Annotated in this window: 22 protein-coding genes; 11 read left to right on the forward strand and 11 right to left on the reverse strand. The window is 70.8% G+C overall.

Going from position 1 to position 26,828, the window contains the following annotated elements; genetic code table 11:
* The first annotated feature begins 1 nt into the window (after position 1).
* Positions 2–451 carry an acyl-CoA thioesterase gene (locus PKF00_RS37665; RefSeq protein WP_271222519.1) on the forward strand — a complete coding sequence of 150 codons (450 nt, stop codon included), beginning with the start codon at positions 2–4 and terminating at the stop codon, positions 449–451.
* 242 nt (positions 452–693) lie between these two features.
* On the opposite strand, the gene PKF00_RS37670 is transcribed toward PKF00_RS37665, so the two are convergent.
* From PKF00_RS37670 to PKF00_RS37690, 5 genes are read right to left on the reverse strand one after another with little or no spacing between them, the layout of a single operon-like run.
* On the reverse strand, positions 694–1,851 hold the full coding sequence (locus PKF00_RS37670; RefSeq protein WP_271222520.1) for a VWA domain-containing protein: 1,158 nt from the start codon (positions 1,849–1,851) through the stop codon (positions 694–696).
* Positions 1,848–4,442 carry a DUF5682 family protein gene (locus tag PKF00_RS37675; RefSeq protein WP_271222543.1) on the reverse strand — a complete coding sequence of 865 codons (2,595 nt, stop codon included), beginning with the start codon at positions 4,440–4,442 and terminating at the stop codon, positions 1,848–1,850. Before PKF00_RS37675 ends, PKF00_RS37670 begins: the two co-directional genes overlap by 4 nt.
* A gap of 19 nt (positions 4,443–4,461) precedes the next feature.
* Positions 4,462–5,529 carry an ATP-binding protein gene (locus PKF00_RS37680; protein WP_271222521.1) on the reverse strand — a complete coding sequence of 356 codons (1,068 nt, stop codon included), beginning with the start codon at positions 5,527–5,529 and terminating at the stop codon, positions 4,462–4,464.
* Entirely contained in the window at positions 5,526–6,983 is a 1,458-nt protein-coding gene (locus PKF00_RS37685; protein ID WP_271222522.1) for a DUF5691 domain-containing protein, read from the reverse strand. Before PKF00_RS37685 ends, PKF00_RS37680 begins: the two co-directional genes overlap by 4 nt.
* Entirely contained in the window at positions 6,980–8,308 is a 1,329-nt protein-coding gene (locus tag PKF00_RS37690; protein ID WP_271222523.1) for an SWIM zinc finger family protein, read from the reverse strand. Before PKF00_RS37690 ends, PKF00_RS37685 begins: the two co-directional genes overlap by 4 nt.
* Before the next feature lie 134 nt (positions 8,309–8,442).
* On the opposite strand from PKF00_RS37690, the gene PKF00_RS37695 reads away from it, so the two are divergent.
* From PKF00_RS37695 to PKF00_RS37715, 5 genes are all read left to right on the forward strand, one after another.
* Entirely contained in the window at positions 8,443–9,756 is a 1,314-nt protein-coding gene (locus PKF00_RS37695) for an ABC transporter substrate-binding protein (RefSeq protein WP_271222524.1), read from the forward strand.
* 8 nt (positions 9,757–9,764) lie between these two features.
* The gene (locus PKF00_RS37700) at positions 9,765–10,730 is read left to right on the forward strand and encodes a carbohydrate ABC transporter permease (RefSeq protein WP_271222525.1); all 966 of its coding nucleotides are present in this window, start codon (positions 9,765–9,767) and stop codon (positions 10,728–10,730) included.
* The gene (locus PKF00_RS37705; RefSeq protein ID WP_271222526.1) at positions 10,727–11,536 is read left to right on the forward strand and encodes a carbohydrate ABC transporter permease; all 810 of its coding nucleotides are present in this window, start codon (positions 10,727–10,729) and stop codon (positions 11,534–11,536) included. Before PKF00_RS37700 ends, PKF00_RS37705 begins: the two co-directional genes overlap by 4 nt.
* A 36-nt stretch (positions 11,537–11,572) precedes the next feature.
* Positions 11,573–12,004, forward strand: a complete 432-nt coding sequence (locus PKF00_RS37710) for a cupin domain-containing protein (protein WP_309298468.1) — start codon at positions 11,573–11,575, stop codon at positions 12,002–12,004.
* Between the two features lie 140 nt (positions 12,005–12,144).
* Positions 12,145–13,689, forward strand: coding sequence for an aldehyde dehydrogenase family protein (locus tag PKF00_RS37715; RefSeq protein ID WP_271222527.1), 1,545 nt, complete (start codon positions 12,145–12,147; stop codon positions 13,687–13,689).
* 321 nt (positions 13,690–14,010) lie between these two features.
* Here the strand turns inward: PKF00_RS37715 and PKF00_RS37720 are convergent, their stop codons facing one another.
* Complete coding sequence (locus PKF00_RS37720) at positions 14,011–14,490, reverse strand: hypothetical protein (protein WP_271222528.1); 480 nt, start codon at positions 14,488–14,490, stop codon at positions 14,011–14,013.
* Positions 14,491–14,676: 186 nt separating this feature from the next.
* Between PKF00_RS37720 and PKF00_RS37725 the strand changes: the two genes are divergently transcribed.
* A complete protein-coding gene (locus PKF00_RS37725; RefSeq protein WP_271222529.1) occupies positions 14,677–15,486 on the forward strand; it encodes a class I SAM-dependent methyltransferase in 810 nt (269 codons plus the stop codon).
* 84 nt (positions 15,487–15,570) lie between these two features.
* Here the strand turns inward: PKF00_RS37725 and PKF00_RS37730 are convergent, their stop codons facing one another.
* Together PKF00_RS37730 and PKF00_RS37735 are read right to left on the reverse strand one after the other, a co-directional pair.
* Positions 15,571–17,397, reverse strand: coding sequence for a M14 family metallopeptidase (locus PKF00_RS37730; protein ID WP_271222530.1), 1,827 nt, complete (start codon positions 17,395–17,397; stop codon positions 15,571–15,573).
* 141 nt (positions 17,398–17,538) lie between these two features.
* Positions 17,539–17,892: an ATP-binding protein gene (locus PKF00_RS37735; protein ID WP_271222531.1), complete on the reverse strand. Its 354-nt coding sequence runs from the start codon at positions 17,890–17,892 to the stop codon at positions 17,539–17,541.
* Between the two features lie 243 nt (positions 17,893–18,135).
* Here PKF00_RS37735 and PKF00_RS37740 point away from each other — a divergent pair, with 243 nt between their 5' ends.
* Positions 18,136–18,960 carry a helix-turn-helix domain-containing protein gene (locus tag PKF00_RS37740; protein ID WP_271222532.1) on the forward strand — a complete coding sequence of 275 codons (825 nt, stop codon included), beginning with the start codon at positions 18,136–18,138 and terminating at the stop codon, positions 18,958–18,960.
* Positions 18,961–18,982: 22 nt separating this feature from the next.
* Positions 18,983–19,213 carry a DUF397 domain-containing protein gene (locus PKF00_RS37745; protein ID WP_271222533.1) on the forward strand — a complete coding sequence of 77 codons (231 nt, stop codon included), beginning with the start codon at positions 18,983–18,985 and terminating at the stop codon, positions 19,211–19,213.
* A gap of 43 nt (positions 19,214–19,256) precedes the next feature.
* Here the strand turns inward: PKF00_RS37745 and PKF00_RS37750 are convergent, their stop codons facing one another.
* Together PKF00_RS37750 and PKF00_RS37755 are read right to left on the reverse strand one after the other, a co-directional pair.
* Positions 19,257–22,229 (reverse strand): AAA family ATPase, encoded by a 2,973-nt coding sequence (locus PKF00_RS37750; protein ID WP_271222534.1) that lies wholly within the window; start codon positions 22,227–22,229, stop codon positions 19,257–19,259.
* Between the two features lie 14 nt (positions 22,230–22,243).
* Positions 22,244–22,936 carry a hypothetical protein gene (locus PKF00_RS37755; RefSeq protein ID WP_271222535.1) on the reverse strand — a complete coding sequence of 231 codons (693 nt, stop codon included), beginning with the start codon at positions 22,934–22,936 and terminating at the stop codon, positions 22,244–22,246.
* Between the two features lie 292 nt (positions 22,937–23,228).
* Here PKF00_RS37755 and PKF00_RS37760 point away from each other — a divergent pair, with 292 nt between their 5' ends.
* Positions 23,229–23,657 (forward strand): carboxymuconolactone decarboxylase family protein, encoded by a 429-nt coding sequence (locus PKF00_RS37760; RefSeq protein WP_271222536.1) that lies wholly within the window; start codon positions 23,229–23,231, stop codon positions 23,655–23,657.
* A gap of 52 nt (positions 23,658–23,709) precedes the next feature.
* On the opposite strand, the gene PKF00_RS37765 is transcribed toward PKF00_RS37760, so the two are convergent.
* Positions 23,710–24,969, reverse strand: coding sequence for a nucleotide sugar dehydrogenase (locus tag PKF00_RS37765; protein ID WP_271222537.1), 1,260 nt, complete (start codon positions 24,967–24,969; stop codon positions 23,710–23,712).
* 309 nt (positions 24,970–25,278) lie between these two features.
* Here PKF00_RS37765 and PKF00_RS37770 point away from each other — a divergent pair, with 309 nt between their 5' ends.
* Positions 25,279–26,364, forward strand: a complete 1,086-nt coding sequence (locus tag PKF00_RS37770; RefSeq protein ID WP_271222538.1) for an ice-binding family protein — start codon at positions 25,279–25,281, stop codon at positions 26,362–26,364.
* Positions 26,365–26,828: the final 464 nt, after the last annotated feature.

Below are 26,828 nucleotides of genomic sequence, written 5' to 3' on the forward strand. Positions count from 1 at the left end.
CATGACGACCGCCCTGTGGCCAGGACACGTCCACCCCGTCCAGATCCATTTCGAGGATCTCGACGCCATGGGCGTGGTGCACAACGCCCGTTATGTCCTGCTGCTCGAACGGGCGCTGGCCGGCTACTGGGCCGAACGAGGCTGGGCCTTCGACCCCACCAAGCCGCACTTCGCCGACATCTTCTTCGTCGTGCGCGAGTTCTCCATCACCTACCAGGTGCCGATCAACAGCGTCGGCGAGGCGGCGGTGCACTTCTGGGTGGAACACCTCGGCACGACCAGCGTGGTGTACGGCTTCCGCGTGCTGTCGGCCGACCGGTCGGTGACACACGCGGAGGGCCGCCGCGTCCAGGTCAAACTCGACCCCGCCACGCTGCGCCCGTCCCCCATGACCCCGGCTCTGCGCACCGCCATCGAGCCCCTGCTCGCCTCGCCCACCACCTCCCTCTGACCGCTCCGAAGGCGGTGGGGCGAGAGCGCCCTGAAAGCGGTGGGGCGAGACCGCGACGGATCCGGACACAGCAGGGACGCCTCCGCACGAGCACGCACCCCGCCGATGCGACCCCGACCGCCTCGGACACGACGGGACACGCCCGCGAAGACCCGGGCTACGGAGCCTGAGCCGTTTTCGGCCGGGGCGGCCACGACGCTCTGACGAGGACGGGCCTCCGTGCCATCCTCGTCAGAGCCGGATCAGGTGGCCGTGCGTTCCAGCTCCCGCTCGACCCACTGGCCGATGTCGCGGCGCTCGATGGCCGCGGCCATGAGGCCCGGGAAGGCGTCGGGGGTGCAGGCGAAGGCGGGCACGCCCATGGCGGCCAGCGCGGCGGCGTTCTCGTGGTCGTAGAAGGGCGCGCCCTCGTCGGAGAGCGCCAGCAGCACGATCACCTGGACTCCGGCCGCGGTCATCTGGGCGACCCGGCGGAGCATCTCCTCCCTGACGCCTCCCTCGTAGAGGTCGCTGATCAGGATGAAGATCGAGTCAGTGGGCCGGGTGATGAGGCCCTGGCTGTAGGCGATGGCCCGGTTGATGTCGGTCCCGCCGCCGAGCTGTGTGCCGAACAACAGCTCGACCGGGTCGTGGAGCTGGTCGGTCAGGTCCACGACCGCGGTGTCGAAGACCACCAGCGAGGTCCTGAGCGAGCGCATCGAGGCGAGCACCGCCCCGAAGACGCTCGAGTAGACCACTGAGGCGGCCATCGACCCGCTCTGGTCGATGCAGAGCACGACCTCGCGCTGGACCGCTCGCTGCCGCCGGCCGTACCCGACGAGTCTGGAGGGCACCACGGTGTTCCGCTCGGGCAGGTAGTTCTTCAGGTTGGCCCGGATGGTGCGGTCCCAGTCGATGTCGGCGACCCGCTTGGGCCGGTGGGTCCGCGCCGACCGGTCCAGCGCCCCGGTCACGGCCGCCTTCGTCCGCTGCACGAGCCGCCGTTCGAGCTCGGAGACGACCTTTCTGACCAGCGCGCGTGCCGACTCTCGTGCCTTCTCCGGCATCACGCGGTTGAGCGACAGAAGAGTGCCGACCAGGTGGACGTCTGGTTCGACCGCCTCGAGCATCTCCGGCTCCAGCAACAGCCGGGTGAGGTTCAGCCGTTCGACGGCGTCCTTCTGCATGACCTGGACCACGGTCGAGGGGAAGTAGGAGCGGATGTCGCCCAGCCAGCGCGCCACCCTGGGCGCCGAGGCTCCGAGCCCTCCGCTCCGTTCCCGGCCGTCCGTGCCGCCCGCGTTGTAGAGCGCGGCCAGGGCCCCGTCCATCTGCGCGTCGACCCCGCCGAGCGCGCAGCCGGTGCCGTCGGCGTCCCCGCCGAGCACCAGCCGCCAGCGGCGCAGTCTCTCGTCCGTCACGCGGTCTCCGTCCTTCCCAGAATCGCCAGCACGGTGCGTACGGCCGCCGCCGCGCGCTCCTCGTCCACGTCCTCGTCCAGGGTGTCGTCGTCCTCGACGCCGAGTGATCGGACCCGAGAGCCGATCGAGCGCCGCTCGGGCGCGGCGAAGGCGCCGAAGGTACGGCGGAGCAGGGGCAGCACGTCGACGAACGTCTCCGGGGCGAGCCCGGTGAGCCACTCGTCGACCAGCGCGAGCAGCCGCGGGTCGTGGACCAGCAGCAGGCCGCCACCGGACAGGAACCCCTCGACCCACGACGCGGCACGGGCCGGGGGGTGGCCCGCCGACATGGCCTTCGACATCAGCGTGCCCGCCTGCCCCACGTCGAGGTCCCCCGCGTCCAGCAGGATCCTGGTGAACCGTCCCTCGATCACCCCGTGCAGGTCGGCGCGCCCGGAGACACCGCGCAACGCGGCCAGCCACCGCCGCCGGGGCGTCTCCCCCGACTCCCCCGAGGCGTCCCGGGACGTGGTCTCCCCGGAAACTCCGGAAGCCTGTCGGGACAGAACCTCCGACGGGACACCGGAAGCGCCCCGGCCCCCGGTCCCCGCCGAAGCTCCGGAAACCTCCCCGGGCAGAGCCTCCGCCGAAGCTACGGGGGCGTCGTGTGACGGGGCCGCCGCGGAGGGGGCGGAGACGTCCTGGAGCAGGGCGACCGCGGCGTGCACCGCGTCGACGTGCCCCAGCAGGTCACGGGCCGCGGCGTCGTCGAGGCCGGTGACCGCGCCGCCGAGCCCGACGCAGATCCTGCTGAGCAGGGCGTCGACGATGGTCGCCAGCCCGGCCGCCGGAGTGCCGCGCACGTCGCCGTAGCGCTGGGCGCGGACCATCGCGGGGAGCGCGGCCATCAGGTGTGTGACGTCGCCGTCCAGGGCGGCCCGCGCCGACAACGCGTCGAGCACGTACGGCAGCGCGTCCGGCAGGTCGGCGAGCAGGCACCGCTCGACCAGCCCGGTGAGGGTCGCCAACGAGACCGCCGAGGCCGTTCCTCCCCGGCCGCCCGTCCCCGTGTGTCCGTTTCGTCGCCCGCCCCGCGCGCCGGGCCCGCTCGGACCCGCCCCCGGTGACGCGTCCTGGACGGGCTCGGCTCTTCCTTCCGCCATGTCACGGACGCGGGCGGTGGCCGCGGCGGGGACGGTGGTCCCCCAGGCGCTCGCCTCGATCAGGTCGATGTCGAACTCGGGCCGCCACGCGAGCGTCCACGACTCGCGGAAGGTGCCCTTGCTCCTGCTCGTCTGGGGGGTTCCCCAGTCGACGCCGAGCAGGCGCAGCCGATGCAGCAGGCCGCTGCGCTCCAGGTCGAGGGGCTTGCGCAGGTCGAGGTCGTGCTCACGGTCCAGCGCCTCCGGTTTGAGCTTCAGACGCCGCTGCTCCTCGCGGAGGTGGCGCTGCAGAGGGACCATCGGGGTCGAGTCGGGGACGTGGCCGAGGCGCTCCCCCACGACCATGCGCCGTTGGACCAGCTCGACCGGCAGGTCGTCGCCCTCGCAGAGCACCGCCCTGACCGCCTCCGTGGCCTCGGCCAGCCCCGCCAGCGGCCTTCCCCGAAGCACGGCCAGGCTCCGGGCGAGCCGTACCGCCTCGATGACGTGCGCGGACGAGACAGGGAGGTCCTCTTCGCGCAGCACGCCCGCCGCCGAGGTGAGCCAGCGCTCGACCGGACGGTCGGGAGCGACGAACAGGTGGTGGTACCAGCCCGGCGACGTCACTCCCGCGCCGTATCCGCTCCAGGCGGCCAGCCGTCCGTACGTCCACGGCACCCACGTCATCTCGACCTTGACCTTGGGCAGTCCCCGCAGCAGCGCGTCGTCGGCCTTCCCTGAGGGCAGCCCCGCCCCCCAGGCGGCGGCCCCGTCCGGTGATCCGGCCAGCGCGGGCACGTGCCAGGCTCCGCAGACGACCGCGATCCGCTCGAACCCCTCCTTGACCGCCCTGCGGATCGTGCGCCGCATGAAGGCCTCACGCCGGGCCTCGTGCCCGTCGGCGACGTGCCCCTCGCGGACCGCCGCCATCGCCTCGGCGATCACCTGGAACGGCGTGTCCCCCCGGTGTTCGACCACGTCCTCCCACCAGCGCTCCGGATCGTCGTATCCGGCGGCCCGGGCGAGGGCGCCGATCGGATCGACCCGTACGGCGGGCTCCCCGTCGGCGGCCTCGCCTCCGGATCCCTCCTCCGCGCCCCGCTCCCCCGGAGCGTCCGCGTCGTCCGCCTCCCCCGCCGGAGCGTCGGCCCCGGGGGCGAGGCCGTGCGCCGCGGGCAGATCGCAGAAGCGGAGCGGCACCCCCGCCTCGACGGCGTAACGGATGGCCTGCCACTCGGGCGAGAACACCGCGAACGGCCAGAAGGCGGCCCTGGAGGGCTCGCCGGGCACGTGGGCCAGCAGGGCGACGGGGGGCTCGAGCTCGGGGTCCTTGGCCAGCTCGACCAGCCCGTCGGCCTCGGGCGGCCCCTCGACGAGCACGATGTCCGGCCTGAGGCGTTCCAGCTCGTCCTTCAGGGAACGCGCCGATCCAGGTCCGTGGTGCCGCACTCCCAGCACGGAGACGGTCATGTGCGGGTTCAGGACCGCCTCACCCCTCGTCACGGCAGGCCCGGTAGAAGTCGCGCCAGTCCTGGCGCTCGCGGACGACGGTCTCGAGGTACTCACGCCACACGACGCGGTCGGAGACCGGGTCCTGGACCACCGCGCCGACGATCCCGGCGGCGACGTCGGAGGGGCGCAGCACGCCGTCGCCGAAGTGGGCGGCCAGGGCGATGCCGTTGGTGAGAACCGAGATGGCCTCGGCGGTGCTGAGGGTGCCGCTGGGGGACTTGACCTTGGTGCGGCCGTCCTCGGTGACGCCGGTGCGCAGCTCGCGGAAGACCGTGACGACGCGGCGGATCTCCTCGAGACCGGTCAGGGCGGGGGGCAGCTCCAGCGAGCGGCCGAGCTGGCCGACGCGACGGGAGACGATGTCCACCTCCTCCTCCGCCGTCGCGGGGACCGGCAGCACGACGGTGTTGAACCTGCGGCGCAGCGCGCTGGACAGGTCGTTGACGCCCCGGTCGCGGTCGTTCGCGGTGGCGATGACGTTGAAGCCCCGCGAGGCCTGGACCTCCTGGTTCAGCTCGGGGATCGGGAGCGTCTTCTCGGACAGCACCGTGATCAGCGCGTCCTGGACGTCGGAGGGCATGCGGGTCAGCTCCTCCACCCTGGCGATGCGTCCCTCAGCCATCGCGCGCATCACCGGGCTGGGGGTGAGCGCCTCACGGGAGGGGCCCTCGGCGAGCAGCCTGGCGTAGTTCCAGCCGTAGCGGACCGCCTCCTCCGCCGTGCCCGCCGTGCCCTGCACGAGCAGGGTCGAGTCACCGCTGATGGCGGCGGCCAGGTGCTCGGACAGCCAGGTCTTCGCGGTGCCGGGCACACCGAGCAGGAGCAGGGCGCGGTCGGTGGCGAGGGTGGCGACGGCCACCTCCACGATGCGCCTCGGGCCGATGTACTTGGGGGTGATCCGGTCGCCGTCGCCCAGGACGTAGGTGGTCACCGCCCAGGGGGACAGCTTCCAGCCAGGCGGGCGGACCCGGTCGTCGTCCTTGGCCAGGACCGCCAGCTCCTCGGCGTACTGGTCTTCCGCGTGGGCCCGCAGAACCGTTGTCACTGAAGCTCCTTCAACATGTCGTCGCGAAAACGCAGGAGGGCGGCGACCTCCTGGATGGGTGGTTCGAGGGAGAGCCGTTCCGCCATGCCGTGCAGGGCGGGGTCGATGCGCTCGCCCGCGAGTCTGACGAGCTCTCCGAGGTTCCACGGCTGGGTGCCCGAGACCTGGAGGATCTTCTCCAGCACGGCCTGCCCCAGGGCGGCTCCCCAGGGGGCGGCGGCGCCGCCGAGAACCATGATCAGCTGACCGTCGAGGCCGTGCCTGCGGACGAAGTCGGCCGCGACGCTGTCCTGCTCCGCCCTGGGCAGGGCGGCCAGCAGGTCGGCGAGCGGATCCCAGGCGAACAGCTCGCGCGCCCACTCGGGGTCGCCCTGGAGCACGGTGGCGCGGACCCATCCGGCCATGACCTCGCGGCCCCAGTCGGCGATCTTCATCCGGACCAGCTCACGGGGCGGGCGGCCGAGCAGCCCGGCCCAGACCCCGAGTGGAGCGCGGGCCACGACCTGCTGCAGCCACCAGCTCCTCTCACCGGTCCCCCTCGGGGGTTTGGCCCTGACGCCGTCGCGTTCCATCGCGGCGTCACAGGCGACAGGCGGGACGACCTGGATCTTGCCGTCCTCGACGCTGAGGCAGCGGGCGGCCCGCTCGGCCATCCGCAGGCCGAGGCGGGAGCCGGGGACGCGGGCGAGCAGGTCGGCGGCCTGATGGCGGACCTCGCGGCGGCGGTCGTCGAGCGCCGCCTCCAGGAACGGCTCGTCGTCCGGGGAGAGCCGGTCCGCGAGGATCTCCAGGAAGGCGACCCGTTCGTCGGGGGGCTCCTTCTCCCAGGTCGTCTCCAGCAGTCGCCTGGCCCGCGCCGGATCCACCGCCCGCAGCGCCCCGAGGTGGGCGCGACGGTCGCCCGAGGTGCCCAGCTCCCAGACCTCCTCGCCGCCGGAGCCCGTCGCGCCGGCGGCGGTGGCCTCCTCGAGCAGGAAACCCCAGGCCGGGTTGAGCCCGGCGAGCCAGCGACCCCTGTTGCCCGCCAGGACGCCGAGGAACGGGCGGATCGACCGGTCCCTGGTCGCCTGGTCGAGCAGCTCGGGCAGCAGGTGAGGCGAGATCCGACGGCCTCGGGCGGCCGCGGTCTCCAGCCATTCGGCGAGCAGTCTCGGCTGCTCGCCGCCGAGGATCCGGGCGAGCCGGTCGCAGGCCGCCCGCGAGACCTCCCGCTGTTCCTCCGCCGGGGCGGCCTCGAGCGGCCTGACCTCGCGGAGCCTCCTGCCCGCCCTCGCCCTGACGGTCAGCACGGCGGCGCGTTCGAGCAGCTCGACCTCGGCCGCCTGGGCCGCCGAGCCCGCGGAGGGCGCGCTCCCCCCTGGCAGGGGACGCCGGTCGGTGCCGACGAGCGCCGTGGAGACCAGGTCCTCCCATCCGGACGAGATGTCCGGGGAGACGTTTCGCGAGGTGCTCACAGCACGATCACCTGGCCCTTCTCGTCCCAGGTCGTCAGGGGCCACAGCCCCTCGGGGGTCCACTCGGCGGCGACGGTGAGCGGATGTCCGCCCGAGGCCGCGACGAGCCGCCACGGGGTGCCGCAGGACGGGTGCAGCGGCAGGCCTCCCGCGGGGGAGGCGAGCAGCCAGGAGCCGTTCTTCGCGGGGGTCACCGCCTCGAGCACCATGGGCCACGAGTCGAGCCAGGGGTCTCCCGCCAGGGCCCGCGCGACCTCCTCGAGCGCCTGTTCGGGGGTGTTTCCCGGCGCGGGCCCCGCGGAGACGGCCTCGCCGTCGTGGCGGACGGCGACCAGGGCGCGCAGCGGGGCCGAGCCGGGGTAGAACGCCAGGTCGGCGTCCAGGACCGCGCCGGTGACGAGCGAGGCGTCGAGCGCCTGCCCGACGGGGGCGAAGGAGAGCACGAGGGCCGCCCTTCCGGTGGCCCTGCCCCGGAGCCAGACCCGGCGGGTGATCAGCCGGTCCTGCTCCGAGTCACGTCGCCCCAGCACGTCCCACAGGTCGCGGACGGTTCGTCCGGCGAGCACCTCCTCCTTGGCGACCGGGAATCCGATCCGCTCGCGGACCGTCTGGAGCAGCTCCGCGCCGGAGTCCTCGCCGGGCTCGCGCGCGGCGGGCGGGCGGCGGTGCGCGACCGCCAGCAGGTGCAGAAGGGCGTACTCGCCGAGGAGGCGGGCGGGCCAGTCCTCGTGGGACAGGACGGCGCCGAGGCGGGAGACCGTGCCCGCCACGCCGGGGGCCTGCGCGTCGACCAGGCGTTTGACGAGGCCGTCCCAGTGGTCGTGGCGGCGCGATCCGGCGATGCCCTGCCTGACCTGGTCGGCGAGCCAGCGCTCCAGCTCCGCCAGGCCAGCCGTCACGCGCTGCTCACGGAGCTCCGCCCTGCGAGGGTCGGGGGCGGAGGCGGAGGCCGCCCTCCCCGCGCCCGAGGAGGACGCGGCGGCCCCCGCGGCGCGGGCCTTGCGCTGGTCGAGCCACTCGGCCGCCCAGTCCGCGGGCCGCTCCGCCGCGGGAACCCCGTCCGCCGACCACAGCAGCAACAGGCCCAGGGCGTGTTTGCACGGGAACTTCCTGCTGGGGCAGCTGCACCGGTACGCGGGCTCCGACAGGTCCACGCACGCTCTGTAGGGCTTGGAGCCGCTGCCCGCGCACTCGCCCCACACCGCCTCGGCGGCGACGCCGACGCCCGACCACTTGCCGGGCGAGGAGACCCCTTGGGCCGCTTTCCTGGAGGGGGCGTCAGGCGCGAGCGCGAGCACCTGATCCCGGTTCCACCGTTCGATCACGGTCCGAACGCTAGCCAACCCCGCCGACAAAAAAGCTCTCGCAAAACGGTCTGGTGCATACCCCCTTATCGGTCTACTGTATTCAAAACTCAGTATTCACCACATGACATAGCACTGTTCGCCCGAGGAGCAGCATGGTGAAGAAAGTCCACGTCATCGTGGGGGTAGCACTCGTCGGCTGCCTCACGACGAGCGGATGCGCCGCCGGAGGCGTGCCCGCCAAGGACACGCCGAAAATCACGCCGAGCACCGGCGGCGCGCTCTCCGGGGAGATCAAAATCTGGTCGTGGGACGTCGCGGCGAAGGCCCTGCGGCGCATGGCGCCCGAGTTCGAGAAGGCCAACCCCGGGGTGAAGGTCCAGGTGGTGGACATCGGCTACGACAACGCCTACGACAAGATCACGGTCGGCCTCAAGTCGAACTCGGGACTGCCCGACGTGATCACGCTGGAGGACGGCCGGATCCCCGGGTACGCCGAGAACTTCCCCCACGGCCTGGTCGACCTGAGCGGCGTCGCGGGCAAGTACAGGGCCGACTTCGACCAGGCCAAGTGGGCCGCGGCCACGTCGGGCGGAAAGCTGTTCGCGCTGCCGTGGGACTCCGCCCCCGTGGGGCTGTTCTACCGGCGCGACCTCTTCAAGCAGGCGGGGGTCGACGCCGGCTCCATCATCACCTGGGACGACGCGATCAAGGCCGGCGAGAAGGTCAAACAGGCCACGGGGAAGCGGCTCTTCGTCTCCGACCTCACCAACCCCGACATGTTCACCACCCTGCTCCAGCAGCTCGGCCAGGGCTACTTCAAGGGAGGCAGGGTCGCGGTGAGCAGCCCCGCGGCGGTGCGGGCGCTCACCCTGCTCAAGACCCTCAGGGACAAGGACCTGCTGCAGAACGAGCGAGGCTGGGACGGCATGGTCACCGCGACCAAGCAGGGCAAGGCCGCCACCCAGCCGACCGCCGCGTGGTGGACCGGGACGCTCACCGGGGAGATGCCCGAACTGTCAGGCAAGTTCGGGGTCGTCCCGCTGCCCGCCTTCGACGCCGACGGAGTCCGCACCTCGGCGAACGGAGGGTCGGCGCTGGCGATCACCTCGCAGACGAGGAACCAGAACACCGCGTGGGCGTTCGTCGAGTGGCTGCTCGCCCGCAAGGACAACCAGGTCTCCATGATGAGGACGGAGGCGCTGTTCCCCGCGTACCTGCCCGCGCTGACCGACCCGTTGTTCGACCAGTCGCAGCCCTACTTCGGCGGGCAGCGGGTCAACCGCCTGTTCGCCGACGAGGTGCGTGACATCCCGCCGGTCGAGCTGACCGGGGACGACGCCCAGGCCCGGGAGGTGCTGAAGACGGCCGTCTCCGGCGTGCTGCTGGACGGCGATGACCCGAAGACCGCCCTCGACCGGGCCGCCGCGCGGATCGCGTCCGCGACCGGGCGTCCCGTCGGCGGGTGAAGCCCCGGATGAGACCTCGGACGAACCCCGGGGCGTCACTCCCGACGTCCCCGGCCTCCCCCGGGTCCTCCCCCGGGGCCGCCGTCCCCGCCGCGCTCCCCGCGCCCGCGGGAACCGCCCCGGCCGTGCGGCGGAGCCGTACCGCGCCGTGGGTCTTCGCGGGCCCCGCGGCGGCGTTGTTCCTGGTCTTCTTCGCCTACCCGCTGGCCGCCTCCTTCGTGCAGAGCCTGCAGACGACGGACGGCGGCGTCACCCGGTGGGCGGGGGCGGAGCAGTACACGCGCATGCTGGACGACCCGTCGTTCCTGCGGTCGCTCGCCAACGTCGCGCTGATCCTCGTCGTCCAGGTGCCCGTCATGATCGGCCTGGCCCTGGCGCTGGCCTACGTGCTCAACCAGTCGTGGCTGCGCTGGCGGGCCACCCTGCGCACCGCCTACTTCCTGCCGGCGGTGACGACCCTGGTCGCCTACGCCGTGGTCTTCCGGGTGCTGCTCAAGACCGACGGCGGCGCGGTCAACCAGATCCTGGGCACGCAGGTCGACTGGCTCAACGACCCGTTCTGGGCCAGGGTCGCGTTGATCGCCTCGATCACCTGGCGGTGGGCGGGTTACAACGCGATCATCCTGCTGGCCGGGCTGCAGGCCGTGGGACGCGAGCAGTACGAGGCCGCGGCGATCGACGGCGCGGGAGCGCTGACGACGTTCCTGCGGGTGATCCTGCCCCAGCTGCGCCCCGTGGTGCTGTTCTGCTCGATCACCTCGACGATCGGCACGCTGCAGTTGTTCGACGAGCCGCTGGTGCTGACCGGCGGCGGCCCCGCCGACGCCACGCTCACCCCCATCCTCTACCTCTACCAGGTGGGTTTCCGGCAGTTCGACTTCGGCTACGCGGCGGCCATCGCCTGGGTCGTGGTCGCGCTCGTCGGCGGTCTCTCCTATCTGCAGTTCCGCTACCTCGGAAGGGAGCGCCCGTGAAGCGGGCCCTGGTATGGCTCGCGGCCGTCGCGGGCGCGGCGGTCAGCGTGATCCCGTTCTACTGGATGGTCGTGGCGGCCACCCACGACGACGGCGAGCTGTTCGCCTCTCCCCCTCCGTTCCTGCCGGGCGGCGAGCTGATGTCCAACCTCGTCGCCCTGGAGAGCACGATCCACTTCTCCAGGGTCATGGCGACCAGCCTCTGGACGGCGGTCGTCTACACGGCGCTCAGCGCGCTGGTGTCGGCGATGTGCGGGTACGGCCTGGCGAAGTACCGGTTCAGGGGGCGCGGGCTGCTGCTCGGCACGGTGCTGGCGACCATGATGATCCCGTTCCAGGTGCTGCTGGTCCCGCTGTTCCAGATGATGGCGAGCGTCGGCTGGGTCGACAGCTACCAGGCGATCATCGTGCCGTTCCTGGCCAACTCCTTCGGCATCTTCCTGATGCGCCAGGCGTTCCTGGACTTCCCGGACGAACTCCTGGAGAGCGGCCGCCTGGACGGGGCGGGTGATCTGCGCATCTTCTATGGGATCGTCCTGCCGTGCGTGCGGCCCCAGCTCGGCGCGCTGGTCATCTTCACCTTCATGGCCCAGTGGAACGCGTTCATCTGGCCGCTGCTGATGCTCAACTCGGAGGAGCGGTTCACCGTCCCCGTCGCGCTGAACCACCTGATCGGCCTGTCCCACGTGGACTACGCGGGGCTGATGCTGGGCGCCTTCCTGGCCACGCTGCCGCTGACGCTGGTCTTCCTCCTCTTCCAGCGGCAGTTCGTCTCCGGCCTCCTCGGCGGGGCGCTCAAGGGGTGATCCCCCGGGGGCGGTGTGATCCGTAAGATCTGTGCAATGACGACATCTGCCCGTCCCCCGCTCGCCGAGGCCCTGGACCTGCTCCCCCACCCCGAGGGGGGCTGGTACCGGGAGACCTGGAGGACCTCCGTCGACCTCGCCCCACCCGGGTACGGCGGGCCGAGGTCGACGGCCACCGGGATCTACTTCCTGCTGGAACCCGGACAGGAGTCGCGCCCGCACGTGGTCCGTTCGGACGAGGTGTGGCTCTGGCACAGGGGCGGTCCGCTGACCCTGCTCCTCGGCGGGCACGAGGGCCAGCCGTCCAGCACGGTGACTCTCGGCCCGCTGGTCGAGCGGGGGCAGGTCCCGCAGGCGCTGGTGCCCGCGGGAACCTGGCAGGCCGCCCGCCCCGCGGGGGACGAGGGCGTGCTGGTGAGCTGCGTCGTCTCCCCCGGCTTCGACTTCGCCGACTTCCGCATGGTCTGAGTCCCGCCCGCGCGTGCCGGCCCCGCGCCCCGGGCCGGGTCACCCGGCCCGTCCCGCGTTCGCGGGATCCGGTCGTCTTGGTGTGACTGCTCCCCCCTTCACGGGAACAATGCGGTCACAACCATATGAGGAGGTCAACGGTGACCGATGAGATCGTCTCTGTCATCGGAGGGAAGCAGGCGCGCAACGGCACGGCCGGGGACGCCTACGACTCGGTCAACCCGGCCCGCCTGGACGAGGTGGTCGCCCGGGTCAGGCTGGCGGACGCGGAGACGTTCTCGTCCGCCTGCCGTACGGCGGCCGCGGCGCAGGCCGAGTGGGCACGGGTGCCCGCGCCCGTCAGGGGACGGGTGATCGCCTCGGCCGGACGGCTCGTCGAGGCCAACGCCGAGCCGCTGGCCCGCCTGGTCACCCGGGAGATCGGCAAGCCGTACGCCGAGGCGCTGGGAGAGGTCAGGGAGATCGTCGACACGTGCGACTTCTTCCTCGGCGAGGGGCGACGGCTCTACGGCCAGACGGTCCCCTCCGAGATGCCGGACAAGAACCTGTTCACCTTCAGGGTCCCGGTCGGGGTGGCCGCGGTCGTGACGGCGGGCAACTTCCCGGTCGCGGTGCCGTCGTGGTACCTCGTGCCCGCCCTGCTGTCGGGCAACGCGGTCGTGTGGAAGCCCGCCGAGTACGCCGCGGCCTCCGCGCACGCGCTCTACCGGCTGTTCGCGGCGGCCGGCCTGCCGGACGGCGTGCTGAACCTGGTCCTCGCCGACGGCCCGACGGCCTACGAGGGCCTGGAGACGGCGCTGGGCGAGGGCACGGTGCACAAGGTGGGCTTCACCGGCTCGACCGAGGTGGGCCGGAGGATCGGCGAGCTGTGCGGGCGGCATCTGCAGTCGCCCTGCCTCGAACTCGGCGGCAAGAACCCGATGGTGGTCATGCCGGACGCCGACCTGGACCTGGCGGTCGAGGGGGCCCTGTTCGCCGGGTTCGGCACCGCGGGGCAGCGCTGCACCTCGCTCGGCACGGTGATCGCGCACGAGAGCGTCCACGACGAGTTCCTCGAGCGTTACGTGCGGGCCGTTGAGGAGGCGGCGATCGGCGACCCGTCGGGCGACGTGCTGTGCGGACCGCTGCTCGACCGCAGGTTCGCCGCCCGCTACGAGGAGTATCTCGGCTGGATCCAGCCCCACCACACGGTCGTCTCTGGGCCGACGGGCAGGATCACCGGGGAGAACCCCCGCGGCGGCTTCACCGGGGAGGGCGGCCTCTACTACCACCCGGTGATCGTGGACGGCGTGCGCGCCGACGACCGCCTGTTCCTCGAGGAGACCTTCGGCCCGATCGTGGGAGTGACGGGCTTCTCGACCCTCGAGGAGGCGATCGGGCTGGCCAACCGGCCCGGCTACGGGCTGTCCTCCTCCATCTACACCACCGACCCGAAGGCCGCCTTCCGCTTCCGCGCGGGCATCGGCGCGGGCATGGTCAGCGTCAACAACTCCACCTCGGGGGCGGAGGCCCACCTGCCCTTCGGCGGGAACGGCAAGTCCGGCAACGGCAGCCGTCAGTCGGGAGTGTGGGTGCTCGACCAGTTCACCCGCTGGCAGGCGATGAACTGGGACTACTCGGGCAGGTTGCAGAAGGCCCAGATGGACGTCGCCGAGATCGTCCCGGATCTGGACTTCAGGCTCTGACTTTGCCCTGCGAGGAGGTTCTCCCCATCATGATCGCGGGATGCCTCCTCGTGAGGACGGGCGTGCGCCCCGGCGACCGGCGTGCCCCGCGGGGCGGGCCGGCTCCGGCGCCGATCTCCCGGGACCCGCGCTCCGCCCCGCGGCCGCCCGGCGTCACCGGCCCCGTCTCCCTGTGCGACGGCCCGCGCGAGGCCGTCACCCGCCTGGAGGGCCGTCAACCCTGCCGGGACACGTGAGGGACCGCGTGCTGCGGCGCGGTCCCTCACGGACTGTCGCGGGCACCCCGGTGAACGTCTCCGGCCGTGTCGCCGACGAGTGTCGTCAGTGATGTGTCACGACGCGTTCGACGACCTCGAAACCGGTGAGGATCAGGAACGCGATCCCGAGCAGGGCGTACAGCAGGACCGGCCGTCTGCGACGGCCCGCCCCGCTCCGGACGCCGGGCGCCGCCTCGGCCCCGGCGGGCGGCTCCGCGGCCCGTCCGGCGTCACGGCCCGTCTCCGCGCCCGCCCCGGATCCCGCACCGGCCCCCAGCCGGGAGAGCGGTGGGGGCGCCGCGGTCGCCGCGGCCCTGCCCGCGCGGTTTCCCGGCGGGAAGGCCGTCACCCGGCTGTGCCCGCAGCCGGGACAGCTCACCCCCGCCCAGGGCGGCTGGACCGGCGTGCCCGCCCGCAGCCACACCACGACGTCGTGACCGTGCCCGTCGGTCAGACGGCGGACGACGTATTCCTCCTGCCAGACGTGCCAGCAACGCAGGCACTCCATCGGCCAGGTCTCGCGAGTGCTGAACTCCTCGGTCACGAGGACCACCCCCACAGTGGAACCGGCGCCGGGAAACCGACGCGGACCCGAGTGTGAGCGCGCTTCGCCGTGACAGCAAGTGTCCAAGACATGCGAAATCCGTAATGACCATATTTTGAGACGTTTTCTCTTAATATATGAGACTGCTGCTACGGTTGACCCAGCACACCGAAGGAGTGACCGCCCATGTCGTCCAAGGACGCCGTCTACACCCACGGACACCACGAGTCCGTGCTGCGCTCCCACCGCTGGCGCACCGTGGAGAACTCCGCGGCCTACCTCCTGCCGCACCTGAGGCCGGGGATGTCGCTGCTGGACGTGGGATGCGGCCCCGGCACCATCACCGCCGAACTGGCCGCCAGGATCGCGCCCGGCGTGGCGACCGCGGTCGAGGTCACCGCCGAGGCCCTCACCCTGGCCAGGACCGAGGCGCAGCGGCGGGGGCAGTCCAACGTCGAGTTCTTCGTCGCCGACGTGCACGCCATGGAGTTCCCCGACGACACCTTCGACGTCGTCCACGCCCACCAGGTGCTGCAGCACGTCGGCGACCCCGTGCGGGCGTTGCGGGAGATGCGCCGGGTCTGCAGGCCCGGCGGGATCGTGGCCGTCCGCGACAGCGACTACTCCGCGTTCACCTGGTTCCCCGGGCTGCCCGAGCTGGACGAGTGGATGGACCTCTACCAGCGGGTGGCCAGGGCGAACGGCGGCGAGCCCGACGCGGGGCGGCGCCTGCTGTCGTGGGCGCACGAGGCCGGCTTCACCGACGTCACCCCCACCGCGTCCGCCTGGTGTTTCGCGACGCCGGAGGACCGGGCGTGGTGGGGCGGCATGTGGGCCGAACGGATCCTGAGATCCGACATGGCCGGCCAGGCCGTCGCCTCGGGCGCGGCGACGGAGGACGACCTGCGCCGCCTCTCCGACGGCTGGCGGACCTGGGCCGCCGACCGGGACGGCTGGCTGTCCATCCTGCACGGCGAACTGCTCTGCCGCGCCTGAGGTCCGCCCGTCCGGGACGGCCGTCCCGGACGGGGTCGGAGTCTGCCGGGCCAGGGCGGGGCCCCGCCCTGGCCCGGTCCCCGCTCAGGACTGCTGGGTGATCTTGACGTCGTCGATCCCGGCCTCGACCAGGGACGCGCCGGAGGCGTCGGCCGCCTCGATGAGGATCCGGACCGTCTGCCCGGCGAAGGCGGAGACGTCGACGCTCGCGGCGGCCCAGGCGCCGTCGCGGTTGACCGCCGCGCCGAGCTGCTGGAACACCTGGGTCGTGGTGGAGCCGACCACCTTGACGCGCAGGAAGTCGGCGCTGGAGGCGTTGGAACCGTGGGCGAGATACCAGGAGAAACCCAGCCGCAGAGTGCCGGTCGAGGGCAGGGCGACGGGTGGGGACTGGATGCTCGTGGTGCCGCCGTCGAGGTCGTGGTCACCCGGGCCCGCGCCCGCCAGACGCCCGGTGACCAGGTCGTTGACGCCGCTGACCGTGGTGCCGAGCTGCTTGGTCCCGCTGGAGGTCGTGGCCTCGGGGTCACCGCGCTCCCACTGGCCGAGGGTGGCGGTGTCGGCGCCGCCGGGGTTGACGGTCCAGCCGGTCGCCGTCTCGAAGGTGTCGGAGTAGACGGTCACCGGCGGATTGCCGGTGCCCGCGCAGTACTGGGCCTCCTTGCCGGTGATCCGGTAGACGCAGTCGGCGTACTCGAGGAAGCGGAGGACGGCCTCCCGGTTGCGGGTCGTCTGCGGGACGATCTGCTCGTCGGGCGGGTAGAAGCCCGGGGACGCGCTGGTCGGGTACATCTCGAAGGTGTAGCTGAAGATCTTGTACGCGCCCCACATCCAGTCGTCGATCGACCCGTCGGTGATGTAGAGGTCGCTGGCCTGCTCGGGGGTGTAGTTGTTCGTCGACGCCATGTTCCTGCCCAGCGCCGCGAAGGCGTCGTGGTCGTCCTGGGTCAGACCAGGGGCGGTGTCGTTGTTGGTGAAACCGTACGGCCACAGGACCAGCTCGCTGTAGGTGTGCCAGTCGATGTTCGCCTTGATCTGCTGCACGCCGCCGACCACCCTGCCGCGCACCCAGTTGGCGACCGCCCTGACCTCGGGCGCCGACTCGGCGGACGGGCCGCGGTAGGTGTCGCTCGAGGTCGAGCCCGACGAGCCGCCGCAGCAGCCCCACTGGTAGCCCCAGTTTCGGTTCATGTCGGTGCCCACGTAGGACGACCCGGCGTTCGGCTGCCGGTTCTTCCGCCATGACCGGTAGGAACCGCTCGCGATGTCGTACTCGCCGCCGTCGGGGTTGAGGTCCGGCATGATCCAGATCTCACGCGAGTTCACCAGGGAGGTGATCCTGCTGTCGGCGCCGTAGTTGTCGGTGAGCAGGTGGAGGATGTACAGCGCCATCTCGACGGTCAGGTGCTCCCGGGCGTGCTGGTGGTGGGTGAACAGCACCTCCGGCTCGTTCTCGTCGACGCCGACGTTGTCGCTGATCTTGACGGCGATCAGGTCGCGCCCCTCGTAGGAGGTGCCGTAGCTGCTCTTGCTCGCGATCGACGGGTGGGCGGCGACGATCCGGTTGATCTCCGCGGTCATCTCCGCGTAGTTGTGGTACCCGGAGTCCGCGGGCGGGAAGTCGAAGGGACGCGCCTCCCTGGAAAGGGACCCGGGGATCCTCGTGACCGTGTAGCCCAGCTTCTTGATCGCGGCGACCTCGGCCTCGCTCGCGGTGACCACGACAGAGGTGGAGTCGACCTGGTCGATCGCGGCGCCGGTCGCCGCGACCGCGCTCCGCTGTTGCGAGTTGCTCGGCCCCTGGACCCTGTACTGGCTGTTCGGCGGTGGTTCCGCGGACGCTCCCGCACCGGTGACGCCGAAACCCAACAGCGCCAGGATCGTGAGTACCACGATCAGACGGCGTCTCACCTGTGTCCTCCTCAGGCGCGTTCTCGGGGGTTGTCACGCACCTGCACTGAGAGTCAGGCAAGGATGTCGATTCGCAAAGGCCCAAATTTCCAGGCGCGCGAGGACGCGCCTCGGACACAGGGGACGATCCAGCCCCGAGCGTCAGAAGTCGACTTCGAACCAGACGGTCCTGCGCCCGCTCCCGCCGTCGTCCCTGATGCCCCACCGGCTCGCGAGCAGGTCGACGAGGAACATCCCTCTCCCGTTCTCCGCCTGCGGGTCGTTCCTGACGTGCGGCGCCGACGCCCCGGACCCGGCGTCCGACACCTCGACCAGCACGGCCCCCGCGTCGACCGCCACGGTCATCGCGACCCTTCCGCCCTCACCGGAGGCGGAGTGGACGACCGAGTTCGTCACCACCTCGCTCACCAGCAGGACGACGTCCTCCGACGCCGGATGTCCCTCGCCGAGGAACCTCCTGACCCGGCGTCTCGCCACGGAGACCGACTCGGGCACGCCCCGTAAGGTCACCGTTGACCGAGGTGGAAGGGTCCTTTGCACGACCGCCATGATTGGCCCCGCTCCCCGACACACATATTTCTATGCGCGTCGCGCTCTGAGATGGCACACTCACTCACGGTGAACTGTTCTATCAGGGACTTCAATAGCTCATATTGAGATTCCTCAGTTTCGTTGCCATCGGACGGAGGTATGTGCATGGCTCCCCGGCGCAGTCCAACGGCGCGGCATCGCCGTCTGATGGCGGAGCTGAGCCGCCTGAGAGAGGACAGCGGGCTGACACGGGTGCAGGTGGCTGAGCGGATCGGCTCCACCGACACCACTCTCTGGAGATACGAGACGGGTCTGACCCGTCCCAGGCCCTCCGACGTGTCGGTCCTCACCGAGGTGTACGGCGTGACCGGGGAGGCTCGCGACTCCCTGATCCAGATGGCCAGGGAGGCCCGCCAGCGCGGCTGGTGGCACCGGCACCGGCAGGCGCTGAAACCTGGCTTCGACTCCTACATCGGGCTTGAGGCGGAGGCGTCGGTGGTGCGCACCTACGAGCCGCTGGTCGTTCCCGGCCTGATGCAGACCGAACCGTACGCACGTGCCGTCATCGAGGCGACCGCCATGACCCAGGCCCCCTCCGAGGTCGATGAGAAGGTCTCCGTGCGCATCTCGCGCCAGCAGTTGCTGCACGGCCCCGGTGACCCGATCCAGCTCGTCGCGCTACTCGACGAGGCAGTACTCCGGCGTCAGATCGGCGGCCGCGCGGTGATGCGCGAGCAGCTGGAACACCTCGTCGATCTCGGCAAGCTGCCCAACGTGGAGATCCGGGTCATCCCCTTCTCCGCGGGAGCGCACGCCGCGATGGACGGCAAGTTCTGCCTTCTCAGCTTCCCCGAGCCGGAGGATCCCGATCTGGTCTACCTCGAGCAGGCCACGAGCGGGCTCATGCCGGAAGACCCGGAGGAGGTGCGCCGATACACCCTCATGTTCGGGAGCCTCTCGGCACTGGCTCTCGGCGCGGAGGCCTCGGCCACCTTCATCGCCCAGATGGCGAGGAGATGTTCCGCCCCATAGGAAGAGAGTACGAGGACCATCGATGGATCTGTCCAGCGTCGCATGGCGCAAGAGCAGCCACAGCACCAACGGAGGGGACTGCGTGGAGGTGGCGGTCGTGCCCGGTGACCCGGCTGTCGCCGCGCACAAGGCCGGAGTAGATGAGCTCTACCTCGTCCGCGACTCGAAGAACCCCGACGGTCCGGCGCTGGCGTTCACTCAGGGCGAGTGGGACGCCTTCGTCGGCGGTGTGAAGGACGGCGAGTTCGGCTGAGCCGCCTTCCGGGGGAACCGGTCGCCCGGTTCCCCCGGAGCCCTCAGCCACCCTGCCGTTCGCCGTTGTAGCCGAGCACCCGCATGGCGACTCCCGGCTCCATCGCGGCGGCGAGAAGCTGGGCGCGTTCCACCGCACGGTCCCGCTGGGCCTCCGCCCTGGCACGGGCCGCCTGTGCGTTCCTGAGCACCGTGACGACGACGGCGGCCAGGAGGAGCACGACCGCCGTGACTGCCACCGCGGCGAGCGTCGCCAGGAGCGTTCCCGAGCCCTGCGGGCCGCCCGCCCCGCCTCCGACGAGATGGACGACGAGCAAGGTGAGAGCCGCCAGCGCGGTCAGACTTCCCGTGACCGCCAGCGCGGCGCGCAGACGCCGCCGGGGCGCCCGGCTCGCCCCCGGTGTCCCGGTCGACGGAACCGGCGGCGAACCCGGCGGCGAAACCGGCTGGGAGAGCGACCCGTCGTCGCCCCACGGCACGAAGTCCGGCCCACCCGCCGCCGCAGGTCTCGCGTTCCCCGCCTCGGCGCCGGAGACGACGGCGGGGACGGCGGGGACGGCGGTGGAGACGACGCCGGGCAGCGCGCCTCCGTGACCGTTGCCGGCCACGACCGCCCCCTGGACGAGAGCGCCCGCGGGCTCGAGGCGGGGCGTTCTCACCGGGACGGGCAGTTCCCGCTCCACGCGGCTGTGCTCACGGTGAGCCCGCGCGGCCTCCAGGTGATACTCCTCGATCTCGGCGTAGAACCCGTCCGAGACGTAGACCGAGCCGTCGACCAGCGGCCCCTGCCGATGCTCGAGGATCGCGACCACGTCCTCGCCGTTGAGGGTCTTGTGGACCTCCAGCGCGTGGGCCAGGCAGAGCACCTCCCGCCGATGCTCCCGCAACAGCTCCTCGGTGGCCTTCAGCAGGCGCACCAGGTTGTACTCGATGCGCTCGCCCAGCACGTCGGGAGCCGGCGGCTGCCCGCCGCCGGACGGCCTGACGCCGACGCCCCCGGCGCCCTCCGCCCTGGGCAGCGACTTGCCGCCCATGATCTCCAGTTCCTGCAGCGCGGGAAGCGAGGTGACCCCGCGTCCCATGCCCCAGTGCGCCTCCATCAGCGCGGTGAGGTAGGTGGCCGAGTACAGGTCGCCCGAGACGCCGGAGGAGTTGTCCTCGGCGAAGAACATCCGCTCCCCCGCCAGCGAGGCGAGGGAGACCATGATGTCGGCCTCGTGCTCGGACTTCCACCGGGTGAACTGGTCCTCGGGTTTGATGCTCGCGACCATGCCGAGGTAGTCGGCGCCCTTCTCGATCGTGGCGATGTCGATCTCGAGGTGGTAGCGGGTCCGGTAGGCGGCCACCGCGTGACACGCCTCGTGCACGGCCACCGCGTGCCGCTCACGCTCGATGTACTCCACGTCCTCGGGCGGCCCGAGTTGCTTGAGCCGTTTCGCCCTGGTCACGTCCGCCCAGGTGATGACCTCCCTGCCGTCGCGGATCGCGGTGATCAGCGACTCGTTCACCAGGTCCTTGATGGTCGCTCCGGTGGCGTAGGGCGTGATGACCGCCAGCTTGTCCAGCTGCTCCTCGGTCAGTTCGTGCCGCACCTTGTCGAAGTAGCCCCGGTAGGTGCGGACCCGGCCCGCCTTCGAGGGGTAGCCCACCTTGTAGATGCGGTCGATGCGGCCCGGCCGCAGCAGCGCCTCGTCCAGCGAGTTGGGCATGTTGGTCGCCATCATGACCAGGATGCGGTACCTCGGCGGCGGCTTGGGGCGCATGCCGAGCAGCCGCCGGACGTGGCGGTTGACGACACCACGCGGCTTCTTCAGGCCTGACAGCTCCGTGAGCAGGGCCTGCAACGTTCCCGGGTCCCCGCCGCCGCCGAGGTTGCCGCCCATGTAGAAGCGGCTGCGGCCGGTTTCCCGCTCCTCGTGGGCGGGCCTCGACGCCTGCCGCCCGGCGAGCAGCCACCTGGTGTCCCGCGTCAGATAGCCGAAGCCGTGACAGCCGCCCGAGTGCGGGGAGAAGCTGGCGCCGCCCCTGGGTCCCTGCTGGGCCAGCGAGCCGCGGCGGCCGAGCGAGTCGGCCTCGTCGAAGAAGACGATCACGCCTCCGTACCTGAGGGAGAGTTTGCGGAGCTTTCTGAACAGCGACTTCACCTTCAGGATGCCGATGCCCATGAACATGTTGACGAACGCCCCGGGGTCGACGAACACGTACGGTTTGCCCGTCTCCCCCGCGACGGCCTCGGCCATCAGCGTCTTGCCCGTGCCGGGCGGCCCCCACAGCAGCAGGCCGCTGGGCACGTAGCCGCCGCGCTCCTCGATCTCGTCGGGCCGCTCCAGGAAGACGATGTTCTCCTTGACGCGTTCGACCACGTGGTCCTGCCCCCAGACGTCGGTGAACCGGGTCTTGATGTCGTCGGGGAAGTAGGTCTCGACGCCGCCCCGCGACAGCAGCCAGAACAGGCCGATGAACTGGAAGGCGACGAAGAAGAACGCGAAGGCGAGTTGCGCCGCGTACGGCAGCGCCTGCCACAGCAGCGCCGGGGCCTGGAACAGCGCGAGCGCGGGCGAGGTTCCCAGCACCTCGCCGAGGATGAGGGCGAGCACCCCGATCCAGAACAGCCACTTGACGGCGCGGGCCAGCCTGAAGCGGTTCCAGTCGGAGAAGCGGCGGTGACTCCAGCGCTCGAAGCCGCCGAAGACCCCGCGAGTCCAGAAGCGGTGGTATCCGGCGGAACGCTCGCTGGCGAGGAAGTGGAGCTGCCGCAGGAGCTCGGCCCCCAGCAGCCAGAAGATCCACGGCGCGGTGGCGGTGGTTCTGATCGCGGCGTCCCGGACGGTGATGATGCCCTCGTAGGAGGCCATCTCATTCCAGACCAGAACAACGTAGATGAGCGCCAGGACGAGGACGAACTTGGTCCGGTCCCAGAACGGCATGCGCTTGCGGGTGAGGGGACGCGGGTCGGCCGGGCCTGAACCGGGTGCGCGCAGGCCCTCCGAACTCGGAGAGAGCGGGGGTGACGTCATGTTCGGGCTTCTCCTCACCCGGTGAGTCGCTTGACCTTGAACGATTGCGCGATCCCGTCGAACTCGGCGGCGCGTCTGCGGTAGCAGCCCGCGGAGCAGCGGATCAGCAGCGTGGAGATCTGGTCGCCGTCTCCCGCGAGGTAGGAGGTGAGGTCGAAGGTCTGCGTGCCCGCCCCGCCGACCGTGTAGTTGAACCGCACGTGCACTCCGCGCAGACCGTCCCCCGGCGCGAGCACCTCGTCGGCCAGGAGTTCGAAGTCGGTCAGCGGATAGCCGGGAAGCTGGGCGTACTCCTCCCTGAGCGCCTTGGTGACGGGGATGATCGCGTCGCGCATGCCGTTCAGGGAGATGGCGTCCCGCTGGTCGGGCAGGAGCTTGTCGACCCGGGCGAAGACGAACGGCTCGTCCCCGGTGCCGTAGCCGAGGAGGTGGTCGGCGGAGGGGGTGACGTTGGCGTCGTAGGCGACCGACCAGACGAGTCGCCTGCGTAGTCGGGCGGTCGCCGACTCGGGGTCCTGCCCTGTGGTCGCCCTGTCCAGCGCCTCCTGGTCGACCTTCCGCCAGGCCGCCGGCACTTTGAAGTAGGTCTGACCGTCATCGTGGCGGACGTAGGTGAACTCTGGACCCGCGCATCCGGTCAGCCCGCCGACCATGGCGGGGATGACCGCCATCGAGATCACGGCGAACCTGGCCCTTGACCGTTCCACCAGGGGTATACCTCCGCTTTACGGACCAACGAGATAGTTGTGCCCGTTTTCCGAGTATGCATCTCCTTTCACGGTCCAGCCATCCTGGAAACCTTGACCAAATCTTGGCGATAGGTTGTGTTCACTTGTTACAGATCATCACGGGGGTCCCTGGGGGCGGAACGGGGACAGGAGAGCGCAGGAGGTCGTGGCCTGTAACGTCCGGCAAGCCTGGACGCGAAATATTCATACATGTCGTGACTCACGACGGAAGGAGCTACCCCTGACGCTGAAACTGACCAAGGATGGGGTGGTGAGACACCTCACCGCGATCACCTCGACCGGCTGGCCGACGGACCCGGAGTGCCCCGTGAACGAGCACGCGCACGACAGTGTTGCCGACCGCCGCGCCCGCGGACTGGAGATCATGAGGCGGGTCCACGGCAGGGAGGAGACCGGCGACCTCTTCGGCGCGACCGTGGAGCGCCTGTTCGCCGAGGTCTGGTCCAGGGACGGGCTGAGCGTGCGGGACCGCAGGCTGCTCCTGCTCGGGCTCCTCGTCGGTCAGAGCATGGACGACATGGTCGAGCTCCAGCTGGACGCGGCCGTACGGACCGGTGAGCTCACCCCGGAGGAACTGAGGGAGATCGTCGTCTTCCTCACCCTCTACGCGGGATGGCCGCGCGGCTCCAGGCTCAACACCCAGGTCGAGGAACTGATCGCCCGGGTCATGGGGCCGTAGCCGCCGTCAGGCGGACCGCCGCGGAGACCGCGGACGGCCCGCCCCCTCCGGCTCACAGCCGCTCGACGTTGGAACCCCGGCAGCGGTTACGGGTGTCGAAGACATAGGCGCCGCAGCGCTGGACGAGGTCGTAGTCGAAGCAGTCGTGGTCGGTGAGGATCACCACCGCGTCCGCTCGCTCGAGCTCCCGCTCGACCGGCCTGACGATCTCGATGTCCGGCGGCAGCAGGGAGGTCTCCACATGGGGATCGGCGGCCCGCACCTCGGCCCCCAGCTTGCACAGGGCCCTGGCCACCTCGATCGCCGGCGACTCGCGGCAGTCTCCCGCGTTCTTCTTGTAGGCGAGCCCGAGCACGAGCACCCGGCTGCCCCTGATCGGCATGCTCCGCCGGTTCAGCCCGAGGATCAGCCTGTGGACGACGTACTCCGGCATGTGGTCGTTGATGTCGTTCGCCAGCTCGACGAAGCGGAAGTTGTGCCCCAGGCTGCGCTTGACCTTCCACGACAGGTACGACGGGTCGATGGGCAGGCAGTGCCCGCCGACGCCGGGCCCCGGAGTGAAGCGCATGTAGCCGAACGGCTTGGTCGAGGCGGCGTCTATGGCCTCCCAGACGTCGATCCCGAGCTGCTGCGCGAAGATCGACAGCTCGTTCATGAGGGCGATGTTGACGTGCCGGAAGGTGTTCTCCATGAGCTTGCACAGCTCGGCCACCTGCAGCGAGGAGACGGGAACGACCTCCCGCACGATCCGCCCGTAGAACGCCCTGATCCTCTCCAGCGAGCCCTCGTCGATCCCGGAGACGACCTTCGGCGTGTTCTCCAGCCGCCAGTGGGAGTTGCCGGGGTCGATCCGCTCGGGACTGTAGCCGAGGAAGAAGTCCTCCGGGGTGCACAACCCCGAGCCCTCCTCGAGCAGTGGCCGTAGATACTCCTCCGTGGTCCCCGGATAGGTGGTCGACTCCAGGATCACCGTGGCGCCCGGCCGTACCAGCGGAGCCAGGGAGCGGCCCGCGGAACCGATGTGGCGCAGATCGGGAACGCCCTCCCGCAGGGGCGTCGGAACCGTTATCACGCAGACGTCGAACGCCTCGGCGTCGGCGTAGTCGGTGCTGGCCAGATAGCGCCCCGAGTGGTGAGCCGCCGCCAGCAGATCGTCGTCGACGTCCTCGACATAGGACTCACCGGCGTTGAGCCGCTTGGTCCGCCACTCGTCGACGTCGATCCCCACGACGTCGAACCCCGCTTCGACGGCCCGCATCGCCAGAGGCAGACCGACGTAACCCTGGCCGACGACGACCAGCTTCTCCCCCATGCCATGACCCCCGTCACATCGAGATGAGGTACGACCCGACTGTAGGAGCCATGGTTCCCATGACACCGATTCGGCGGCGAACCGGGCGTGTCGCCCGCGGCGGCCGTGATGCGGCACGGGAAGACGGCATGGATCCCGGTCACCCGCAAAGTATCCGCAAGAGCATCGTCAAGCACGGATGTCCGCGTCCGGTGGAGTTGATCGTTTCGTCAGACTCACGCCCATGGGGACCGGTTTCCCGGAGCACCCGCATTCGAGTTCGTGACGGCGGCCATCGTCGATGCGGCGTCACCGGCATAAGGACCATCAATGACGAACGTTGATAATCCACGCACCTTTCCACGCCGCCGCTACTGGCTGGCGCCGACCATCCTGGTCGCGGGCGTGCTGGGTTCGCTGGTCGCGACGCCGAAGGGCATGAGCGCCGCGCAGGAACCGGTGGACCTCGGCAGAGCCGCGAACACCGCGGTCCTGGCCGGGACGGCGGTCACCGCGACGAAGCTGGTCACCGTGAGCGGCAACCTCGACCTGAGCCCGGGCACCGCCCTGACCGGCTTCCCCCCGGGAGAGGTGCGGGAAGGCTCCGCGCACCTCGACGACGCCCACGCGAAGGCGGTGGCGGCCGCCGCCGCCGCGGCCTACCAGAACGTCGCGGCACGGACCCCCACCGCCACCGTGGCCGCGGAGCTCGGCGGGACGACCAGGACCCCCGGCGTGTACAAGGCGGCCGAGGGCGTCTTCACCCTCGACGGGACACTCACCCTCGACGCCGAAGGCGACCCCGGCGCGGTTTTCGTCTTCCAGGCGGACTCCGCCCTGAACACGGCCAGGGTCAGCAACATCGCCCTCGCCAACGGCGCCAAGGTGGACAACATCTTCTGGCAGGTCGGAGACTCCGCGACGATCGGAACCCTCTCGACCTTCCAGGGAAACGTCCTGGCACTGAACTCGATCACCGTGGCGGAGACCGCCGTCGTCTACGGCCGCACCCTTGCGCTCAACGGCACCGTCGAGCTCAGGGGCTCCGCCATACTCCCCGCCACCCGGGTCTCCCTCCCCGGGGTGACCCGCCCGCGGACCACCACGACGCTCACCTCGTCGCCGAACCCCTCGACCGCGGGGCAGGCCGTCACCTTCACGGCGACGGTGAGCGCCGTCACCGGCTCGCTCACCCCCACCGGCAGGGTGCTCTTCAGGGACGGCTCGACCCGTCTCGGCATAGTCCTGACCGACGCCACAGGAGTCGCGAGATTCACGACCTCGAGCCTCTCCGCGGGAACGCACCAGATCACCGCCGTCTACGTGAGCCGCGGCACCGCCATGCATGAGGCGTGGGTCCTCTTCATGCCGAGCAGGTCGAACGTGCTGTCCCAGGAGGTGCTCGCCGCCCGGTGAGGCGACCGCGGGCCTGACCGTGTGCTCGCTCCCCCCTGACGCCGACGCGGCGAACGCGCGCCCTCGCCGACTTCCACGTGCGAGCCGAGAGCCAGGAAAACATATCAGCAGATATCGCGATAAACGCAAGATTAATTGACCGCCAATTCCCCTCAAATCATCATAATAAAATTATCGGACTACCCGAACCCCGCACTATGGCAATCCAGAACGGTCACGAGTAAAATCTCTTTCAATCGCGCATTGATAGAGGTTCTCCTATGATCAAACATAGGTCCCCGCCCCCCACCGCTCAAGGCGCAGTCGCCATCGCATGTCGTGACGTCCTCCGCATGCGCGACGCCCTTCACCTCCCATTTCCCGCTCGCGCCTCCCCCTTTTTCCCAACGGACACAACAGCCCGGCAAAAATACATGGAAGCCTGCGAAATCACCATCCGGTGACATGTCCCCCATGAAACGCGG

Origin of the sequence: Streptosporangium carneum, from assembly GCF_027922005.1 — a bacterium.
GTDB lineage: Bacteria > Actinomycetota > Actinomycetes > Streptosporangiales > Streptosporangiaceae > Streptosporangium > Streptosporangium carneum.

Coding starts and splice junctions, on each gene's coding strand:
- PKF00_RS37695 (WP_271222524.1), top strand. CDS start 8,443: ATGGTGAAGAAAGTCCACGTCATCGTGGGGGTAGCACTCGTCGGCTGC.
- PKF00_RS37665 (WP_271222519.1), top strand. CDS start 2: ATGACGACCGCCCTGTGGCCAGGACACGTCCACCCCGTCCAGATCCAT.
- PKF00_RS37770 (WP_271222538.1), top strand. CDS start 25,279: ATGACGAACGTTGATAATCCACGCACCTTTCCACGCCGCCGCTACTGG.
- PKF00_RS37675 (WP_271222543.1), bottom strand. CDS start 4,442: ATGACCGTCTCCGTGCTGGGAGTGCGGCACCACGGACCTGGATCGGCG.
- PKF00_RS37710 (WP_309298468.1), top strand. CDS start 11,573: ATGACGACATCTGCCCGTCCCCCGCTCGCCGAGGCCCTGGACCTGCTC.
- PKF00_RS37745 (WP_271222533.1), top strand. CDS start 18,983: ATGGATCTGTCCAGCGTCGCATGGCGCAAGAGCAGCCACAGCACCAAC.
- PKF00_RS37750 (WP_271222534.1), bottom strand. CDS start 22,229: ATGACGTCACCCCCGCTCTCTCCGAGTTCGGAGGGCCTGCGCGCACCC.
- PKF00_RS37740 (WP_271222532.1), top strand. CDS start 18,136: ATGGCGGAGCTGAGCCGCCTGAGAGAGGACAGCGGGCTGACACGGGTG.
- PKF00_RS37725 (WP_271222529.1), top strand. CDS start 14,677: ATGTCGTCCAAGGACGCCGTCTACACCCACGGACACCACGAGTCCGTG.
- PKF00_RS37765 (WP_271222537.1), bottom strand. CDS start 24,969: ATGGGGGAGAAGCTGGTCGTCGTCGGCCAGGGTTACGTCGGTCTGCCT.
- PKF00_RS37700 (WP_271222525.1), top strand. CDS start 9,765: ATGAGACCTCGGACGAACCCCGGGGCGTCACTCCCGACGTCCCCGGCC.